This window comes from Mycobacterium sp. SMC-2, assembly GCF_025263485.1.
Classification (GTDB): domain Bacteria; phylum Actinomycetota; class Actinomycetes; order Mycobacteriales; family Mycobacteriaceae; genus Mycobacterium.
Genome location: NZ_CP079863.1, coordinates 5,840,779 through 5,859,847 on the forward strand (window position 1 = coordinate 5,840,779; position 19,069 = coordinate 5,859,847).

Here is a 19,069-nt window from a genome sequence, read left to right on the forward strand (position 1 = left end):
CGGACAATACGGTCGCCGACGCCGTTGGCCGTCTCCTGGCTCATAAGTCCTCTCCGGCACATCCCACGACACCGCGGCGCTGCACCCGGGCAAATCGATATCGTCAACTGTATAGCGGATTATCTTAAAGGAGCACGTTCCGGTCCGGCTGGCCGCGCGGGGTAATCCACCCGAGCGCCCCGATTCGCAACCGGATCAGAAGATGTACCGAGCGACCAGCTCGACCACGGCGGCGGGTCGGTCGGACCCCTCGATCTCGAGGGTGTGACGCACGGTGAGGTTGACGGTGTTGTCGTTGACCATGTCGGCAGCGGCAAGCTCGGAACGCACGCGGATCCGGCTGCCCGCAGTCACCGGGGCCAGGAAGCGCACCTTGTTGAGTCCGTAGTTGACCCCCATCTTGGCGTTGTCAACCCGGTAGGTGTCCTTGCTCAGTTTCGGAATGAGCGACAGCGTCAAGAAGCCATGGGCGACCGTGGCGCCGTAAGGGCTTTCAGCCTTGGCGCGGTCGGTGTCGACGTGGATCCATTGCTGATCCTCGGTGACGTCGGCGAACGCGTCGATGCGCTGCTGATCGATCTCTTTCCAGTTGCCGACCCCGAGCTCCTGGCCAACGGTGTCGACAGCGTCTTCGACCGACGTGATCACTTTCATGGTCTCTCCTCGCGCTGGGCTCGATATCGCTATTTATATAACGCTATAGTAGGCGGGCGGCGAGTCTTCACCGGCGCAGCGATGGTGGCCCCCGCCAGGGTCGCTACGCATCTAATTCCCGCGCCCCGTGGGCAGCCACACGATGACTCACTGCGTGCGTCACGACATGGGAGGTGAACTGGCCTCCATCGGGTGGCGGCCCGCGATGCGCTCGCGAACTGCGAGACCGCGCAAGCGGTCGCCGAATACGGTTGTGCGGCAAGCGTTCAGTCGCTGGCCGGCAGTGGCTTGGCTTCTTTGAGGCTCAGCGGGGTATCGCCGATGCTCAGAGTGCCGGCGCCGGCTTTGGTAACCAAGACTTCGGCGGCGTGGTCATCGACGTAGCGCTTGCCCATCAGGTTGCCGTCGGCGAACGCCGGGTTGAGTTCACCGGCACGGTCGGCGCCCAGCGCCACCATCGGCGCGCCCCCGCAGCGCAAATCGTCCAGACTTTCGGCGGACTTGATGACGATGACCTGGGTGTCGCAGACCTGGCTTTGCAGGCGGGTGCCGTTCTTCATCACGGTGCGTCCTCACTTCTGGGCATCGACATTTCGCAGGCTTTCCACGATGTCGCGACGCAGGATCTTGCCGGTCGGATTGGTCGGCAGCTCCTCGCGGAAAACCACGTGGTCTGGTGTTCGCGAACCCCGCAAGTACTTGCGGACGTGCGCGCGCAGTTCTTCGGGGTCTGGGTCGATGTCGGCGGCGGGCACCACCACGGCCACGATCGCCTGGCCCCACTGCGGGTCTTCCACACCGACGACGGCGACTTCGCGCACATCGGGATGTTCGATGAGCACGTCTTCGAGTTCGGCCGGTGCGATGTTCTCGCCGCCGCGGATGATGGTGTCATCGGAGCGCCCGCTGATAAATAAGTAGCCATCCTCGTCGAGGGTGGCCACGTCCCTGGTAGGAAACCAGCCGTGGTCGTCGAGCACCGAGCCGATGCCGGTGTACTTTCCCGACACCTGGTCGCCCCGCACGTAAAGCTCGCCGGTCTCTCCCGGCCCGACGAGGGTGCCATCGGCGGCACGGACCTGCACCTCGATGCCGGGTACGGGTCGGCCTACCGACGCCAGCCGTTTGGCGATGGCCGCGTCGGGGTGGTTGTGGGCCGTGCGGTGATCATCGGGAGTCAGCACAGCGATGGTCGAGCTAGTTTCGGTCAAACCGTAGGCGTTGACGAACCCGACTCCGGGGAGCAGGTCCAGCGCCCTGCGCAACAGGGGCAGGCCCACTTTCGACCCACCATAGGCAAGGTTGCGCAGACTCGGCAGATCTGTCGGCTCCTGCTCAAGCACTGTCACGATGCGCTCGAGCATGGTGGGCACCACCGTGGCGGTGGTTACCTGCTCGTCGACGATCAGCCGGACCCATTGCCGGGCGTCGAAGCTGGGCAGGTAGACCATCCGCCGACCGGCGTACAGGTTCGAGATCGCCGCGTTTACCCCGGCGATGTGATACGGAGGCACGCAGATCAGGGCCGCGTCCTCGGGGCTTGCCGAGTCGAACTCGACCGTGCCGGTGATGTAGCTCGTCAGATTTGCATGCGACAGCTCAACCGCTTTCGGCTTAGACGTGGTGCCCGATGTGAAGAGCACGATCGCGATCGCGTCGGGATCGGCGAACCCGTTGGCGGGCGCCGCCGTAGCAGCAGAGGCAAGAAACTCCTCAGAGGTGATCACCCGTTGGGCTGCGGTGGCGATCATGTCGCGGTAGCCGGTGTCGACGACGACCAGGGGGTCAGGCAGCCGTGCGATCAACTCCTGCATCGCCTCGGCCGACAGCCGGTAGTTGACTGGGGTGAATCCGCGCTCCGCACGCGCCGACGCGAAGATCAACGCTGGCAGCATTGCCCCGCCGACACCGACGTAGATGACATGCTGCGCGCCCGACGTGGCGATGACGCCGGACCCGCCGTAGGCGAGATCACTGAGTTCCCGGGCGGTCCAGCGCCGTTCGCCTGACACCAGCGCGGTGCGCTCAGGGTGGGCCTCGGCCGCCATCTCCAGCAGCAGCGAAATACTCACAGCGTTCGTCCCTTGTCGTGTGCCCGCTTGCGCGGCAGATAGCCTGCGGGGATCCTGGACACACCTTAGCGAATCAGATATATAGTTAGCTACTTGATGGGGTTGGTTAGAGGGACGGGGCATCAGTCGGCGGCTTGTCTGACGAGCGCGTGAGCTCACGACGCATCCCACTGAGGGCAGCGGCGATCAGCGAAAACGTTGCTCACCGAACCCGCTTATGACCGGTGACTTCGGCTGCCCGTCGGCTAACCTGTAAATCAGTTGGTGGATTGATGGCGCAGCCCGACGGAAGGACATGATGGAGGTCACCAGCCTTCGCGAGCCGAAGATGGCCGATCGGGTAGCCACCGTGCTGCGCAAGATGTTCATCCGCGGCGAGATCACCGAGGGCACGATGCTGCCCCCGGAATCGGAGCTGATGGAGCGGTTCGGGGTGTCGCGCCCTACCCTGCGCGAGGCGTTTCGCGTGCTGGAGTCCGAGTCGCTGATCGAGGTGCAGCGCGGGGTGCGCGGCGGGGCCCGCGTGACGCGTCCACGTCGCGAGACACTGGCCCGGTACGCGGGGCTGATCTTGGAGTACGAGGGCGTCACAGTCAAGGACGTCTTCGACGCCCGCGTCGCGTTGGAAACCCCGATGGTCGTCCAGTTGGCGAAAGACCGCGACCCAGCGGTCATCGCCGAACTGGAGGAGATGGTCGAACGGGACGCTCAACTCATCAAAGGGGCCCACGCTGCCGATCAGTTGACTGATTTTCATGCCGCGATCGCCCGGCTCTCCGGCAACAAGACGTTGCAGATCGTCAGCGCCATGCTGCATCACATCATCGAAAAGGCCAACCGGTCACTACAGCCCACGGCCGGCACGCGGGCCGAGCAGGCGGTTCGGCGATCGGCGAAGACCCACCGGATGATTGTCGACCTGATCAAAGCGGGTGAGGCCGAGAAGGCCGGCGAGCTGTGGAGCCGACACCTGCGCAAGGCCGAGGAATTCGTGTTGACCGGTGCCGAATTGTCGACGGTGGTCGACCTTCTCGAATGACAGAGGTCTGCAGCGAGGAGTTTCTGCAGGCGATCGGAACGCCACTTCATCTCCTGCGCCTCTTCGACATCGACGTGATGGACGCCGACACAGCCGAGGCACCGCGGTGATGGCAATGTCGCGGACGGCCCTAGTCGATCCGATCCGTTCACGGGCTTACCGACGGTCGGACCGCTGGCCATCCTCGTCGATGCGGTCGGCGGGCTGGTCAACCACTTTCGCCGCGACAGCGATCAGTGGACAGTGGACGGCGAACGTGCCTTCGATCTGAGCCCCGACACCCAGCGGCGGGCCTCGATCGAGGCCGAAATTCCGGTCAGCGCCGCCGCTTCCACTTTGGGCCCAAAGGGAGCCAGCTCGCTGGCCTTGTGCACGTTGACATATGAGGGCGCCCTAATCGGAAGCGCCACCGTCCGGTCCTATTTCGTCGGCACCTACGATCTCGTCCTCGACGAACCCGACGAGACGGTCTCAGGCGATACGTCATGTGTCGAAACTGCCCCAGCGTGCTTGGGGTCTTAGGTCAGCACCGCAGGCAGGAACGGCGACCGGTTCGATGTGGACGCGACCCTCTCGCACCGCGGATGGACGGAGCTCATCGAGGTCATCAGGGCAGTCCTGCGGGCCGAGAGGCGCGTGGCGATCCGCCTCCACGCCCGGCTGCGCACCTGCGATTCGGTTATTGTGCGGCTGCACGATCGGCAGAATCGGGGCGCTGTGATTGATGCGCTGCCGCCGCGATGGTTCTTGCCGTCCGTACGCCGTGCTCTGGCCCGGACCCGGTTGTCGCATCGCACTGCAGAACCACGTCCATCGGGGCGGGTTCAACCGCACCGACCGGTGCAACATGGTTTACTGAGTTGTATAGGTTGGCCCAGAGGAGGTTCCGGTGACTCAACGGCAGTCACTTGCGCCGGAGCCGGGTCCGGCTCGGTCGCCGAAGACTTTCGAGCTCGTGGCGGGCACCCTGCGCAAGATGATCGTAGACGGACGACTCAAGGACGGAGACTTCCTCCCACACGAGTCCGAGCTCATGGCGCAATTCCAGGTGAGTCGACCGACCCTGCGCGAAGCGGTGCGGGTGCTGGAGTCCGAACGGCTGGTTGAGGTTCGACGCGGCTCACGCACCGGGGCGCGGGTATGCGTCCCGGGTCCCGAGATCGTCGCCCGTCCGGCCGGACTGATACTGGAGCTTTCCGGGGCGACGCTCGCCGACGTGATGACCGCTCGTATCGCGATCGAGCCGGCTGCCGCCAAACTGCTCGCCGAAGTTGGCACCGTCAAGGCACACAAGGAAGTGAAGCGCCTAGTCGATGCGATTCCGGATGCTTGGGACGCCGGAGAACTGGCCAGTGCATCGGCGAACTTCCACCGCAGGATCGTCGAGCTGTCGGGCAACGCAACCCTGGCGATGATCGCGGGGATGCTGCACGAGATCTCTGAGCGGCACACCACCGCGGCAGTCCTAGCCGCCGAGAACGCGGTGCCCCAAGACCAGTACGACAAACTGCTCCGGTCCTATCACCGCCTCGCCGAGCTCGTCGAGACACGCAACGGCGACCGAGCGGAAACCCATTGGCGCAGACATATGCAGAACGCCGCCGGAGCGCTGCTCAAGGGCTACGAGAAAACCAAAGTTCGCGACATCATGGATTGACAACGCCGGTCGCGCGGCGACGGGTTAACGTCGACCCGACGTGCTCCCACTATGCGATGGCGTTCGCCCGCGCGCCGGAGGAAATCACCGAGGATGCGCGGTCTCGTGCCGCTGGCTAGCAGCGGACGCCGAACTGCAACGGCGGCAAGGCCATCCGGTGATCCGGCGGGCGCAGTGAATTTGTGACGCCAAGTCCCGCCGGTGCGGCAACCGCGGTTCAGCGGCTTCGACGGCGGCACGGGAGCGGCTCATCGCCGGGCCACAGACGTGCTCGATCCACCTCGATTTCGACAACGGTGGCCAACCGGATGGATCCGATCTGCCGTGGGTGCGCCTCCCAATCAACCCGGTCCGCCAAGGCCGATCGTGATCCGCAGATACGTGTTGTTGCGCGGGCTCATGGCTTCGATCCAGGCACCCGCGGGCCGCCGGGGTCCTGTGAGGGTTTACGCGGTGACGGCTGCGCAAAGCTTTGGACGGCGCGGTGCAAGCACGACTAAACCCGTTGTAAGTTTTTGACATATGTGTCAAAGACATGGCACGATCGCGACATGATTCAGGCGCCCAGCATGCAGCCCACTGGTTGGTTTCAAGTCGCCTGGAGCGCCGATGTGCCGGCAGGCGCGGTCAAGCCGCTGCGGTACTTCGGCAACGACATGGTGATCTTCCGCGGCATGGACGGTCACGTCAGCGTGCTCGACGCCCACTGTCAGCATCTCGGCGCCAATCTGGCCCGAGGCGGATGCGTTGTCGAGGACGGCATCCAGTGCCCCTTCCACGGCTGGGTGTGGAGCGGTGAGGGGCGGAATGTGCGGATTCCGTACGAGCCTCGCCCCAACCGGGCACGCAGGGTTCGCCCGTGGCGGGTCACCGAGCTCAACGGCTGCATCTTCATCTGGCACGACACCCAGGGACGCGAACCGCTGTGGCAGCTACCGGACTGGAAACATCTGCTCAATGCAGACGTCGTCACGCAGGACTATCGCCCCCTCGGGGATGACGAGCGGGAATTGTTCTCACAGGTGAAGGTCCACCCTCAGATCATCGCCGAGAACGCTGTTGATCCGTACCACTTCCGCTTCGTCCACGCGACGCCGATCAGTCCGGTGGTGCTCAGCGAGACGATCGACGAGCACGTCTGGCACGCGAAGGTGGGTTTCGGGCGGCGCTGGGCAAACGGGGTGGACCGCGCGGGCGATAACCGCAACACCATCGAAATCTATTGGTCCGGAATCGGATACGCCATCAATGGCGAATGCACCGCCGACGGAGTCCGCGTGATTGCCATCAATGCGACGCCAGTTGGCGATGGCACCTGTGACATCTTTGCCAGTTACTGGATCTCGGGGTCGGACAACTACGCCGAGCGGCTCAAACAGGCGAAAGCCGCTTTGCCCGACGATATCAACATCTGGGAATATCAGAAGTACATGGACAAACCGGCGCTCACGCCATCGGAGGCCGACGGCTTCTATAAGTTGCGGCGCTGGGCTCGCGGCTTTTATCCGCCGGAACCGGTGGCAGTCTCCGGATAGCAGCGGTGAGTCTCACCGATCCCACCCTGACCTAGGGGTGGCCCTTGATAAGGACGGACCGCCGGCCGCCGCGTTCGTGCGCCTCGACGGGCAGACCCGCACCGTATCGCGGCCGCGCACCGCCACGCCGCTCCACGTCCTGCTCGACGAGGGCATCGACGCTCCGTTCCCTGTCGCGAGGGTCATTGGGGCGCCTGTGCGATGCTCAAGCACCGGTGCGAGATCGAAATGGATACCAACGACGTCCTCGACCCCAACGACCTCGCCGACGGACTGATCCTGGCCTGCCAGGCCCGGCCCACGTCCGATGCTGTCGAAGTGACTTACGACGAATAGGCGCGACGCGCCGTTGGGGTGATTCGCTCGAAAAGGAGCTCACCCGACCGCGAGCAACTGGTGGAGGACTTCACAGAGTGCGGCAGTGATCTCCTCGCGCGACGTCGAGGCCATCTCCTCGTGTTGTGCCAGCAGCCAGGACCGCTCGATCATCGCCATCACCACCAGCCCCAGCGAGTGCGGGTCTGACCGCAGCGGCGTCGGTGTGAGTTTGATGATTCGCTGCCCCAGCGCTTCGGTCGTCCTGCGATACGACCGTGTGGTTGCAGCGCGGAACCGCCGGTCTAGGGGTGCATCCTCCGTGCTGCGCAGAACGAACGCGCCGTTGCGGTCGAGGTAGTCGAAGTACCGCAACACCCACTGCCTGATCTCGGGCATCGTTGGGGGGCTGCCGAGGTCGCTGAAGGCCTCGACAACGGCCAGCACTTCTAGGTATGTCGTGTTGCCGAGCTCGTAGAACAGCTCGGACTTGTCGCGGAAGTAGTAATAGAAGTTGGCGCGCGTCACCTCGGCCCGCTCGGTGATGTCCCGGATCGTCACGCCAGAAAAACCCTTGCTGGAAAAGGCATAGCGAGCCGCATCGACGATGCGCTCTCTGGTCCGGTCCGACTTGCGAAGCCCCGTCGAGCCAGCGGCGACGTCCTCAGCCGTCATGGATGATCGGCAATCCTCTGTTCTGGCAGTGGTCAGGGAGACGCGGTGCGAATCTCCGTTGGATCGTCGCACCGTTGCGGCGCCAATTCCCGTTCGCATCTCCGGACATTATCAACACATCTGTCAAAACTAGGCTAGTGCACAGCGGTGGGCGGCACAAGCGCCGGTGGCGACTGGAACGCAGCGAGAGCCGCGCATCCGGCGGCGCGCCCACGTCAACGCCGGCGCGCACCGTTGAGGGGCCGCCACCCCCGCCAGTTCAGCGATCGCCGCAAGCGTCTCACCGCGGCCCTGCATACACGCCAACGCAGCGGCGCCGCCCAGGCGGTGTTCATGACGGCGACGCTCCCCCTCGGCGCGAACCTCAAGGATCCGGTTTGCTCCCACTCGTCGACCGCCGCCAGGCGCCCGAGCTCGACGAGAAACGGCGCTGCACCGGCGGCATTTTGGCGTTCACGCTCAAGACGCGCCTCATTGGCTTTGTTCTGCGCCTCACGAACACGCTTGAGCGCTTTAGCTTTCGAGTTGATGCTCATGATCGCCGAACCATACGACGCGTCCGGCGCCTTCCTCTACCACCATCCGCAACATCACCGTGTCCCCATCTGTCGCCACCGCCTGTGCCCAGTTCCCTCGCCCGCCAACACAACCCAGCGCGCCCTGCGCCCACCGCTCACCACCGCCCACCAGTACCAGCACTTCTCAAGCACCCCACGCACCACACACCTCTTGCATTACGGGTAAGGGTTTCTTAAGAACCGCCCTATCTGTGTAGGACAGATCGCCGAGCAGGTCTCTAACGTGCGCCTCGAAAGGGACAGCACTGCAGTGACCATGACGACACACAAGCTCACTGCCGGCGACGGGTATCAGTACCTGATCCGGCAAGTCGCTGTTGTCGATTCCACTGCTCGCGGGCGCGCACCACTGATCGATTACTACTCGTCGAAAGGTGAATCGCCGGGCCGCTGGGTGGGATCAGGGCTGGCGTCGCTGAAATCGTCCGTGCCCCGGGGAGTGCCGGCTAGCGATGTCGCCCAGGTGTGGGCGGTCCCGGAGGGTTCCCAGGTCACCGAAGCCCAAATGAAAGCGTTGTTCGGCGAAGGTTTGCACCCCAACGCAGATGCGATCACAGCCTATGCGACCGCACGTGGAGTGCGCGGTGTCGCGGCGATCAACGCCTCCAAACTCGGCCGCAAGTTCTATATCCGCGACGGCGAAACCACCTTTGCGCGCGCCCTGGCAGTGGCCTACCGCGACCACAACGAAGAAGCCGGAATGCACTGGAACGCGCCCATCGACGCGCCCACACGCGCCGCGATCCGCACCGTCGTCGCGCGCAGAATGTTCGCCGAGCAGTACGGCCGCGCGCCGGCCGACGACCGCGAGCTCAGCGGGTTCATCGCGCGCGAAAGCCGCGCGCGCACCACCGCGGTGGCGGGCTACGACTTTACGTTCTCGCCGGTGAAGTCGGTGTCGGCGCTGTGGGCGATCGCGCCGCTTCCCGTCGCGAAAGTGATTGAACAATGCCACGAAGCGGCGCTCGCCGATGCGCTGGCGTGGCTGGAATCCAATGTCGCGTTCACCCGATCGGGCACCAACGGTGTGGCCCAAGTCAACACCACCGGATTGATCGGGGCGGCGTTCACCCACCGCGATTCGCGCGCCGGCGACCCCGACCTGCACACCCATGTGGCGATCTCCAACAAGGTCGCCACGATCGGCCCCGACGGTGTGCTGCGCTGGCTGGCCCTTGACGGACAGCCCGTACACCGCTTCACCGTCGCGGCCTCCGAGTGCTACAACACGCGGCTAGAAGCCCACCTTGGGCAGCGTCTGGGACTGCGGTTCGCCGAGGTCGCATCGCAGGGCCGCGGCAAGCGGCCCGTACGCGAAATCATCGGCATGTCAGCCGAACTCATGCGCGAGTGGTCGTCGCGGCGGATGGCGATCGAGGCCCGCACCGCCGATCTGGCCAAGCAGTTTCAGGCCGCCCATGGTCGCGAACCCACCCACGTCGAAACGATCGCGCTGGCCCAACAGGCGACCCTGGAAACCCGCGAAGCCAAACACGAACCTCGATCATTTGCCGAGCAGCGCCACACCTGGCGTGCCCAAGCCATCGAGGTCCTCGGCGATGTGCGGGAACTGACCGCGATGCTGGGAAAGGTCTTGTCCACCACGGCTCTCCAGCTCGAGCCCGTCGACACTGACTGGATCACCGCCCGCGCCGCCCAGGTCATCGCCGCCGTGGCGCAGTCACGGGCAACCTGGCAGCGCCACCATGTGGTCGCCGAAGCCCAACGAGTCGTCCGCGGCAGCGGGCACGCCGCCAACGCCGCGCTGGCCGACAAGATCACCGACGCCGCCTTGGCAGAGCCCTTGTCCGTGCAATACATCGACGTCGATGACGCCGAAATGGGCGAACCGCATGAGCTGCGCCGCCGCGACGGCGCCAGCGTCTACACCCGCCACGGCAGCGCGATCTACACCTCCCAGGAACTTCTCGCCGCCGAGCGGCGCATCATTAATGCCGCCCACCAGCAGGGTGGGCGCAGCGTCGGTGACACCGACCTCGAGTTGGCGTTTGCCGACTCGTCGGCGCGGGGTAAGCCCCTCAACGCCGGCCAAGTCGCGCTGATACGCGAAATGGCCTGCAGTGGGCGGCGACTGGCCTTAGCGCTGGCCCCGGCAGGCACCGGCAAGACCACGGCGATGGCCGCCCTGTCGCACGCGTGGCGCTCGTCGGGCGGCAACATCGTCGGTTTGGCGCCCACAGCGGCCGCCGCCATTGAACTCGGCGAAGACTTATCGGCCCCGACGGACACTATCGCCAAATACGTGTGGTCGGCTAACCCCGCAGGCGCGCCACGCCGATCGGCCCCGCCGGCTTGGTTCAGCAAGGTCGGGCCCGACACCCTGGTCATCATCGATGAGGCCGGCAAAGCCGGAACCCTGGAACTGGACGCGGTGATCACCCACGCCCTGGCCCGCGGCGCCAGCATCCGCATGGTCGGTGACGACCGCCAACTCGCCTCAATCTCTGCTGGCGGTGTACTGCGCGACATCACTCTGACCACCGACACCTTGACCCTGTCTGAGCTTGTCCGCTTCGCGCACACCGCAGAAGGCGCGGCCACCCTCGCCATCCGAGCCGGCGATCCCTCCGGGCTGGGCTTCTACATCGACCACCACCGAGTCCATGTCGGCGCCGACGAAACCGCAGCCGACATGGCCTACACCTCCTGGACAGCCGACCTCGACGCGGGCCGCGACAGCATCCTGTTGGCCCCCACCAACGACATCGTCGACGCACTCAACACCCGCGCCCGCCTGGACCGCCTCGCAGCAGCCGACCCAGAAACCCTCCGCGGCCATGAGATCGTCCTGTCCGATCGGTTGGCTGCCTCCCCTGGCGACCTTATCCGCACCCGCCGAAACGCCCGCTGGCTGCGTTTGGGACGCAACGACTACGTGCGCAACGGCTACCGATTCCAAATCATCGAAACCGCCCAGCACGGCAACATCACAGCCCGCCACCTGGGCACCGGAAAACTGGTGCGCCTGCCCGCCAGCTACGTCAAAAAGCACGTCACCCTCGGCTACGCCGCCACCATCGACTCGACCCAAGGACTCACCGCCCAACACGGCTGCCACATCGTCGGTGCCGGGTATCTCACCCGCCAACTGCTCTACGTCGCGCTCACCCGCGGCCGCGTCGAAAACCACATCTATTTATCGACCGCCGAATCCGACCCGCACCGGGTGCTATCGCCCAAAGCCACCCACCCCGAAACAGCAGTCGATGTCCTCACCAAGACCTTGGCCCGCGACGGCGCCCAAATCTCGGCCACTACCGCCCGACGCGAAGCCCGCGACCCCTTCCTGCGATTGGCCGCCGCCTCGGCGATGTACTACGACGCCCTCGGCGCCGCGGCCGAACACCTCGCCTCCCCCGCCCTGCTGGCCAAACTCCACAACACCGCCGAACAGATCTATCCCGGACTCACCCGCGCCCAAGCATGGCCCATGCTGCGCAAACACCTGGCCATCATCGCCGCCGACGGCCGCGACCCCATCACCACGCTCACCGAGGCCGCCACCGAACGCGAGCTCTTCAGCGCCGACGATGCCGCCGCCGTCACCGACTGGCGCATCGACCCGACCGGCGGCCACTCCGTGGGCATCGGCCCACTGCGCTGGCTACCCACCACCCCGGCCGCGCTGGCCGCCGACCCGAACTGGGGCCACTACCTGCACGCCCGCGCGCGCCGCGTCACCGAGCTGGCATACCAGATCCGCGACACCGTCACCCACCAATGGACACCGGCCACCGCCCCCGCCTGGGCCAAACCCGTCCTCGCCGCCAACCCCAAACTCGCCGCCGAAATCGCCGTCTTCCGCGCCGCCCACAACGTCGCACCCGTCGACACCACCCTGCTCGGCCCGCCCCAGTACGCGGTGCGCGCCCGCGCCATCCAAAACCTCCTCCAAAACCGCGCCCAAGCGGTCGTGCGCAACCACAACCCGCAGACCCGCCGCTTCGAGCAGCTCATCGACTCCATCAACCCGCGCATCCGCGCCGACGGCTACTGGCCCCTACTGGCCGCCCACCTCGCCCAAGCCTCCCCCAGCCGCCCCGACCTACCCACCCTGGTGCGCACAGTCGCCGCCCAGCAGCCGCTCCCCGACGAACTGCCCGCCGCCGCGCTGTGGTGGCGCCTGGCCGCCGAACTCACCCCAACCGCCACCCTCGACACCCCACACACCAGCCTGCGTCCAGCCTGGATTACCGACCTGCACACCGTCTTTGGATCAGCCGCCGCCGAAACCATCATCGCCGACCCAGCCTGGCCCGGCCTCGTCTCCGCCGTCAACGCCGCCGACCCCACCCGCTGGAGGCCCGCCGAGCTGCTGCACGTCGCCGCCGAACACCTCGCCGACGTCGACCCCGACCACACCATCCCCACCTACCACTACGCGCGCGCCATCACCTACACCGTCGACCTGGTCGGCGGCCACCACGACCACACCCACCACCAACTGCCCGAACAACCCCCGCTCCATCCCGAGGAAGAAGAACAACTCCCGCCCGACCCCCACGCACCCCGGATCGACATGCCCGCAACCGACCTATCCACCGACACCTGGCGCCCCGAACTCGTCGAGCCAGACCCCCTCCATCAGCCCGTCGACACCGCCGCCGAACTCGCCGGCCTGGACTTCGAGGACCTCCCCCGCCAACGCGTGGCACCCACGCCGCTGCCCGCCGCGCTACTCGACGTCACCACCCTGCGCACCCAATACCAGCAAGCCCGCGCCGACTACACCGCCCTGCGAGCGCAGACACTCATCGGTGCCGGCCCTGCCATCCGAGGAGCGATGCCCCGCATCCGAGAACTGCGCCAACGCGCCGACACAGACCGTCCCTACCTCATCGCCATCCAGGACGTCATCGCTGAATGGGCTGACGCCGAAACCCGCTACCAGACCGCGACCAACCACGTCGAATGGGCACGCCAACAATTGCGCGAAATCCAAGCCCAACCCGACGCCGATCCCCTCGACGTCGACGGAGCGAAACGCGACCTCGAACTGTGCCTCTTAGAATTGCCCGCACTTTCCCCGGCGGAACGCTACTACACCGCGCTTCAACAAGCGCAAGCCGCGCGAGCCCAAGCCGCTGGCGGCGCCGAAAACATCATCAGCGGCGCCGACGTCGACAACTTCCTCGCCGACCTGCGCCACCAAGACCACCAGGCAGCGCTCGCCGCACAACGCCACTGCACCCAACTGCGCCGCGAACTCGATCGCGCCGAACTGGCTGCCGCCGCCGCGTTCGCCGCCGCCGAAACCCGCTCGGCCGAACACATCACCGCCGAACTCGACCAACTCGCCGCCGAACTGCGCGTGCTCGAGGCCGCCAGCAGATACCAGCCACACCGCCCCCTCCACCTCGCCCCCAGTGCAGTCGCCGACCTGCCCCCCGCCGCGGCATCAGCTCTCAGCTGCACCGCTGCGCAGCCGTTCACCGTCGGCCTGATCTACGCGCAATCCTCCCCCGAGCGCCGCCAAGCACTCCACACCCTCCACGGTGCTGCAGCGGCCGCCGATCGAAAGATCCTGTGGTGCAGCCCAACCCACGAACAGGCCGCCGCGGCACTTAACGACGAGCTCGCCGACACTGCCGCCACCATCACGCAAGCTCACACGCACATCACCACTCAGCAATGGCAACTACCGCCGGGAAGCCTGCTCATTGTCGACGAGGCCGCCAGCGCCGACCCCCATGTGCTGGCCGACCTCGCCGAACACGCCGCCACCCACCAATCCGGGCTGATCCTGCTCGACACCACCGGCGAAACCTGGCCCCCTCAGCCAGCACAACGACTGCTACGACTGCTCGGCTCCGAATTGCCCTGGACCACAACCATTGACCCGCCCCCGAAATCGGAGGTCATCGAACGCACCACCCCGCCCGACCTCGACCCAGCCCTCATCCAAGCACGCCGCCTCCACCCAACCGTCCTCAACGAGCAGCTCCGCGCCAGCCTGACACGCGGAGACCAGCTTCACACGACCATCCACGCCGCCTACCAACGCCACCTCAACACCACCTGGCTACGCCAACGCGACCCCGGTCCTGAGAAGCCGATCCCGGGAATCGGTATCGACGACGCCCTGTGATCTCCTGCGCGGAGAAGACCAGACTCGACGTGACTCAGGTTTCATCGTGGGAAAGAACCGGGCCGAATGCCGGCTCGCTCACACCCCACGTTGGGAAATCGGGATTCCCGACTCGGATGCCTTCTCGATCATCGCCCGCGCTGCCTCCTCGGAGACACCAGGTTCATCGTCGCCTTGAATGTAGCTGACCTGACGTTGATCGATCGCGACGTACATGCTGGGCAGCAGCGCGACCAGCACTGAGCGCTCCCGAGGTCCGTACGATCTTCAGCGCTTCTGTCAGTTTGGCGGCAGCGCCTGACTCCTTAAGACCTCTCAAACGGAAGCCACGGCGTTGCGACCCCGCAGTCCCGTCCCCAGATAGTCACCGAAACCATTAACTGGGCGGCGCTCAATTCATCTTCCGGCGTGGCTATGGGACGACCAGCAATCGCGAACACGCCTCTGCGGTCAATGGTCCGGTACTTGCCATCTTCAGGGCGATCGTCGAGTTCTGGTGGCCACATCCGCGGGTCGGACAGCCGGGTCTTTCGGTCTTCCAACTGGAACGGAAAGGCCTCAGCTAGCACCCATTCACGATCCGGCGCCTCACCGACGAATAGGCCCTCCAGCACAGAAGACATCGCCGCCACACTAACAGCGCCGCGAAGCCTGACCCGCGTAATCTCCTAGCAACCGTCAGCGGCGAGGTAATCACCATCGATGGGTTTTAACGATTCTTGTGCAGGACTGACCCGCCGAAGTGGGTCGCGAACTCGGCGATACCCGCGTGTCATGATGATCGCATGACAAACATCCGCTGCGACCGCCCAACGAGGACGGCTGGCGGTTCTCCCCTCGCTGCTCATGGCGACTGCTGACCAGGTGAAGGCCTTGGTCCGCAGCCATGCGGATGGCGACGACCAGCAGTTCTACTCCGTTGCAATGCAGGTCGCAGCCAAAGCTGCGCGAGGTGGACAGTCGCGCTTCGCTCAAGAGCTCCGCGATTTGGTGGACGAGGTACGTACGTCTTCGCCGTCCTCTACGAGCCGAGTAGTCGCGGTTGCAAAACCGAGGGGTGAACTAGCCGGGCTCCTAATGGCTTCCTACCCAGCGACGCGCATGGCAGATATGGTTCTCGAGCGTCCTGTCCGAGCAAAGCTTGACCGGGTGATCCTCGAGCAGCGTCAGCAGGACAATCTGCGAACGCGAGGATTTGAGCCGTTGCGCCGACTCCTGCTCGTCGGGCCACCGGGAACAGGAAAAACCATGACCGCGAGTGCGCTCGCCGGCGAGTTGCATCTGCCGCTCTTCCTAATCCGACTCGATGGACTAATTACCAAGTTCATGGGTGAAACGGCTGCAAAGCTGAGGCTAGTTTTCGAGGCCATGCAGGAAACACGTGGCGTCTATCTGTTTGATGAAGTGGACGCATTGGGAGGCGCTCGCGTACAAGGAAACGACGTCGGCGAGATACGCCGAGTGCTCAACTCCTTCCTTCAGTTCTTAGAACAGGATCAATCGGACAGCATGTTGGTCGCGGCCACGAACCACCCACAGCTGCTCGACCGTGCACTGTTTCGCCGCTTCGATTCAGTGATCGAATATCCGGTACCGTCACCGGAAATCGTGCGGTCAATTATCCGAAACCGCTTGGCAACAATGCGAATAGGCCGAATTGAATGGCGAACCGTAACACACGCAGCTGAGGGCCTCAGTCACGCGGAAGTTACGCTTGCTGCCGAGCGCGCAGCGAAAGACATGATTCTTTCAAACGCCAAGACCGTCACGACCTCTGCGCTCGTCGCCGCACTGCAGGAGCGCCAGACTGAATCTGAACGGTAACGCGACTAATGGCGAACCGCGATCGATCTCACATTCTCATCCCTGGACTCGCCCAATCAGAGGCGTACCGAGCGCCGGCACGCGCCATCGGATCCCCTCATCGGACACCACCATCTGATCGACGGCGCCATGGCGAACAGCTTGCATCCGAGCTGCAGGACGCGGCCGTCAAGGGCCATGACCGTCGCAGCGAAGAGCAGATCGAGATACCCAATGCCATTGATGGCGTATACGTTCGCTTCGACGCATTCGAAGGTCTCGAGGATGTGCTGGAGAGCCTAGATCCGCGACAGGGCCGTACTCGGCCCGAATTGCGTGCTTTCCGTACCACCTTGGTTGAGGGACAGTTGGTCGAGCAGGCGGTCGTGTTTATCCCTGACGGGAAGCTCGGATACTTCCTCAAGCGAATCGAGCAGTATCTCGCCACGGTAGACTACGACAATCCGCGAAACGCTCGGCTCGTGGACCGCATCCAGTCGATCGGTCTCGCATCCCTCGAGCAGCTATGGACTGACTCCGGCGAGTTTCCCTCAGGCGCCGATGCAGTGTGGTGGGAGGTTTGGCTACGGCGTCGCGATGGCGACGAGATGGCTCGCTTGCGCCAGTTCGGCGACGCAGCGGGGGTCGAAGTCGGTGCTGAAGCACTTGGCTTCTCCGATCGTGTAGTGGTTCTCGTTCGCGCCACAGCAAATCAACTCAGCAGAGCTCTAGACGTTCTCGACGACATCGCCGAGTTGCGCCGCCCCGGCGAACCCGCCGGGCTAATCGCTCTTGAAGACGCGACCGACCAGGCACAATGGACCGAGCAGCTTGCGGACCGCACCAGTACAGCGCCGTCAGGCTCTCCTGCGGCTTGTGTTGTCGACACCGGCGTGCATCGCACTCATCCGCTGCTCGCCCCTTCCCTCGATATAGCCGACTGCCACACCTGTGACCCAAACTGGGGTATTCACGACAGCTTCGGGCATGGCACCGAGATGGCCGGGCTCGCGCTATTTGGTGACGTGGGGGCTGCTGTTGTATCGGGAGAACCGATCAATCTGCGACATCGGCTTGAATCCGTGAAGCTGTTGCCACGGCCCAATGTGAATCCCCCGCACTTATGGGGTGCTCTGACGGCAACAGCGGCGAGCCTCGTTGAAATCCAAGCTCCCGCTCGTCGCCGCGTATTCGGGATGGCCGTATCTGCTCCGCCCGACTCGCCGGCTGGTTCTCAGGCACCACAGCTCGTAGTGGGTCAGCCCTCCTCGTGGTCCGCTGCCGTCGATGCCTTGGCTGCCGGCCTTGGGGTGGCTCTAACCGAAGACGGGATGGTTTTCCTAAACGAGGAAGAGGCGGACCGCGAGCGTCGACTCTTCCTAGTCGCAGCTGGCAACATAGATTCATTCGAAGACGACTACCTCAATCGAAGCGACACCGAACCGATCGAGGACCCCGGGCAGTCGTGGAATGCGTTGACTATCGGCGCATTTACCGAAGCAGAAACCATCGACGCGAACGAGATAGGTTACGACGGGTGGACAACGCTTGCTCCCCACGGCGAACTTTCTCCATATAGCCGAACCTCTGTTCCGTTCCACAGGCAATGGCCGGTCAAGCCAGAAGTCGTCCTCGAGGGCGGAAACGTCGCTCGTTCTCCAGATGGCACAACGTACGACTGGCCGTACTCCCTTCAGTCTCTGACAACCAAGGCACCCTTAAAGGATTCTCGGTTGCTGACGGTCACTCGCCAAACGAGCGCGGCGACAGCGCGCGCGACGCATCTAGCGGCATCAATCCTTGCTGAATACCCCGGCTTATGGGCTGAGACGGTGCGTGGCCTGATGGTCCACTCTGCGGAGTGGACCGAACCTATGCGGGCCAAACTAAACGCGGCAACTACCCGACAGGCTCGGCTAGCCCTCTTCCGCCGCTACGGCATGGGAGTTCCCGACCTGACCAGGGCGACACGTAGCGCCACTGACGCGCTGACCCTCATCGCTGAGGACGTAATTCGCCCGTTCGACGGCAATGGGCGGATGCGAGAGATGAACCTGCACGTTCTGCCATGGCCAACGGACGTGCTCAGTGATCTCGGCGAGGCAGAAGTAACGATGCGCGTGACACTTTCATACTTTGTCGATCCCAACCCATCCCGCCGCGGTTGGCAGCGCCGTTACCGCTATGCGTCGCACGGCCTCCGGTTCGAAGCGCGTCGGGCAACCGAGTCAATCGATGATTTCCGCAAGCGCATCAATGCACTCGCACTCGCTGAAGAGGAACGCCGGCGGACCGTCCACAGCGACTCCGACGAATGGTATTTCGGACCGAACCAGCGAGCTGCTGGATCGCTTCATACCGACATATGGACTGGAACCGCTGCCGACCTTGCGAGCCGAGGCGCACTGGCCATTTACCCAGTGACGGGCTGGTGGAAAGAGCGGCCCGACCGGGACCGAAGCAACGAGGGTGCACGTTACAGCCTCATCATCTCAATTGAGACGCCGGGGCAAGATGTCGACATCTGGACCCCAGTTGCTGCCGAGGTTGGCATCCCCGTCACAGTGGAAGTTTAGCCCTGGTCGCGCAAGACACCGACGCAGTGTCATGAGGGGCGGTCAAGTTCGCCACC

General features: G+C 64.6%; 13 protein-coding genes and 1 pseudogene. 7 read left to right on the forward strand and 7 right to left on the reverse strand.

The window, feature by feature from the left end; translation table 11 throughout:
* Window positions 1–195 precede the first annotated feature (195 nt).
* From KXD96_RS27460 to KXD96_RS27470, 3 genes are all read right to left on the reverse strand, one after another.
* Window positions 196–654 (reverse strand): MaoC family dehydratase, encoded by a 459-nt coding sequence (locus tag KXD96_RS27460; protein WP_225601269.1) that lies wholly within the window; start codon window positions 652–654, stop codon window positions 196–198.
* A 266-nt stretch (window positions 655–920) separates the two neighbouring features.
* The gene (locus KXD96_RS27465) at window positions 921–1,217 is read right to left on the reverse strand and encodes a hypothetical protein (RefSeq protein ID WP_085242965.1); all 297 of its coding nucleotides are present in this window, start codon (window positions 1,215–1,217) and stop codon (window positions 921–923) included.
* 9 nt (window positions 1,218–1,226) lie between these two features.
* On the reverse strand, window positions 1,227–2,726 hold the full coding sequence (locus tag KXD96_RS27470) for a class I adenylate-forming enzyme family protein (RefSeq protein WP_225601278.1): 1,500 nt from the start codon (window positions 2,724–2,726) through the stop codon (window positions 1,227–1,229).
* Window positions 2,727–3,024: 298 nt separating this feature from the next.
* Here KXD96_RS27470 and KXD96_RS27475 point away from each other — a divergent pair, with 298 nt between their 5' ends.
* The 4 genes and pseudogenes from KXD96_RS27475 to KXD96_RS27490 form a co-directional block, all read left to right on the forward strand.
* Window positions 3,025–3,765 carry a FadR/GntR family transcriptional regulator gene (locus KXD96_RS27475; RefSeq protein ID WP_225601277.1) on the forward strand — a complete coding sequence of 247 codons (741 nt, stop codon included), beginning with the start codon at window positions 3,025–3,027 and terminating at the stop codon, window positions 3,763–3,765.
* 889 nt (window positions 3,766–4,654) lie between these two features.
* Window positions 4,655–5,422, forward strand: a complete 768-nt coding sequence (locus tag KXD96_RS27480) for a FadR/GntR family transcriptional regulator (RefSeq protein WP_085242968.1) — start codon at window positions 4,655–4,657, stop codon at window positions 5,420–5,422.
* 551 nt (window positions 5,423–5,973) lie between these two features.
* Entirely contained in the window at window positions 5,974–6,957 is a 984-nt protein-coding gene (locus KXD96_RS27485) for a Rieske 2Fe-2S domain-containing protein (RefSeq protein ID WP_225601268.1), read from the forward strand.
* Between the two features lie 52 nt (window positions 6,958–7,009).
* Window positions 7,010–7,293 (forward strand): annotated as a pseudogene (locus KXD96_RS27490) (2Fe-2S iron-sulfur cluster-binding protein); the annotation flags it as partial.
* A 39-nt stretch (window positions 7,294–7,332) separates the two neighbouring features.
* Here the strand turns inward: KXD96_RS27490 and KXD96_RS27495 are convergent.
* Both KXD96_RS27495 and KXD96_RS27500 read right to left on the reverse strand, forming a co-directional pair.
* A complete protein-coding gene (locus KXD96_RS27495; RefSeq protein WP_085242970.1) occupies window positions 7,333–7,947 on the reverse strand; it encodes a TetR/AcrR family transcriptional regulator in 615 nt (204 codons plus the stop codon).
* 215 nt (window positions 7,948–8,162) lie between these two features.
* Window positions 8,163–8,483 carry a hypothetical protein gene (locus KXD96_RS27500; RefSeq protein WP_225601267.1) on the reverse strand — a complete coding sequence of 107 codons (321 nt, stop codon included), beginning with the start codon at window positions 8,481–8,483 and terminating at the stop codon, window positions 8,163–8,165.
* Between the two features lie 298 nt (window positions 8,484–8,781).
* Between KXD96_RS27500 and mobF the strand changes: the two genes are divergently transcribed.
* Window positions 8,782–14,634 carry a MobF family relaxase gene (gene mobF, locus KXD96_RS27505; RefSeq protein ID WP_225601266.1) on the forward strand — a complete coding sequence of 1,951 codons (5,853 nt, stop codon included), beginning with the start codon at window positions 8,782–8,784 and terminating at the stop codon, window positions 14,632–14,634.
* Between the two features lie 78 nt (window positions 14,635–14,712).
* Here the strand turns inward: mobF and KXD96_RS27510 are convergent, their stop codons facing one another.
* Together KXD96_RS27510 and KXD96_RS27515 are read right to left on the reverse strand one after the other, a co-directional pair.
* Window positions 14,713–14,874 (reverse strand): hypothetical protein, encoded by a 162-nt coding sequence (locus KXD96_RS27510; protein ID WP_225601265.1) that lies wholly within the window; start codon window positions 14,872–14,874, stop codon window positions 14,713–14,715.
* Between the two features lie 65 nt (window positions 14,875–14,939).
* Window positions 14,940–15,257 carry a hypothetical protein gene (locus KXD96_RS27515; RefSeq protein ID WP_260742018.1) on the reverse strand — a complete coding sequence of 106 codons (318 nt, stop codon included), beginning with the start codon at window positions 15,255–15,257 and terminating at the stop codon, window positions 14,940–14,942.
* A gap of 223 nt (window positions 15,258–15,480) precedes the next feature.
* On the opposite strand from KXD96_RS27515, the gene KXD96_RS27520 reads away from it, so the two are divergent.
* Together KXD96_RS27520 and KXD96_RS27525 are read left to right on the forward strand one after the other, a co-directional pair.
* Window positions 15,481–16,458 carry an AAA family ATPase gene (locus KXD96_RS27520; RefSeq protein ID WP_225601263.1) on the forward strand — a complete coding sequence of 326 codons (978 nt, stop codon included), beginning with the start codon at window positions 15,481–15,483 and terminating at the stop codon, window positions 16,456–16,458.
* A gap of 8 nt (window positions 16,459–16,466) precedes the next feature.
* Window positions 16,467–19,013 carry a S8 family peptidase gene (locus KXD96_RS27525; RefSeq protein WP_225601262.1) on the forward strand — a complete coding sequence of 849 codons (2,547 nt, stop codon included), beginning with the start codon at window positions 16,467–16,469 and terminating at the stop codon, window positions 19,011–19,013.
* Window positions 19,014–19,069 lie beyond the last annotated feature (56 nt).

What these genes read in the sequence shown, in the direction of transcription:
- KXD96_RS27475 (WP_225601277.1), top strand. Translation starts at nt 3,025, where the DNA reads ATGGAGGTCACCAGCCTTCGCGAGCCGAAGATGGCCGATCGGGTAGCC.
- mobF (WP_225601266.1), top strand. Translation starts at nt 8,782, where the DNA reads ATGACGACACACAAGCTCACTGCCGGCGACGGGTATCAGTACCTGATC.
- KXD96_RS27520 (WP_225601263.1), top strand. Translation starts at nt 15,481, where the DNA reads ATGGCGACTGCTGACCAGGTGAAGGCCTTGGTCCGCAGCCATGCGGAT.
- KXD96_RS27460 (WP_225601269.1), bottom strand. Translation starts at nt 654, where the DNA reads ATGAAAGTGATCACGTCGGTCGAAGACGCTGTCGACACCGTTGGCCAG.
- KXD96_RS27500 (WP_225601267.1), bottom strand. Translation starts at nt 8,483, where the DNA reads ATGAGCATCAACTCGAAAGCTAAAGCGCTCAAGCGTGTTCGTGAGGCG.
- KXD96_RS27485 (WP_225601268.1), top strand. Translation starts at nt 5,974, where the DNA reads ATGATTCAGGCGCCCAGCATGCAGCCCACTGGTTGGTTTCAAGTCGCC.
- KXD96_RS27495 (WP_085242970.1), bottom strand. Translation starts at nt 7,947, where the DNA reads ATGACGGCTGAGGACGTCGCCGCTGGCTCGACGGGGCTTCGCAAGTCG.
- KXD96_RS27515 (WP_260742018.1), bottom strand. Translation starts at nt 15,257, where the DNA reads ATGTCTTCTGTGCTGGAGGGCCTATTCGTCGGTGAGGCGCCGGATCGT.
- KXD96_RS27525 (WP_225601262.1), top strand. Translation starts at nt 16,467, where the DNA reads ATGGCGAACCGCGATCGATCTCACATTCTCATCCCTGGACTCGCCCAA.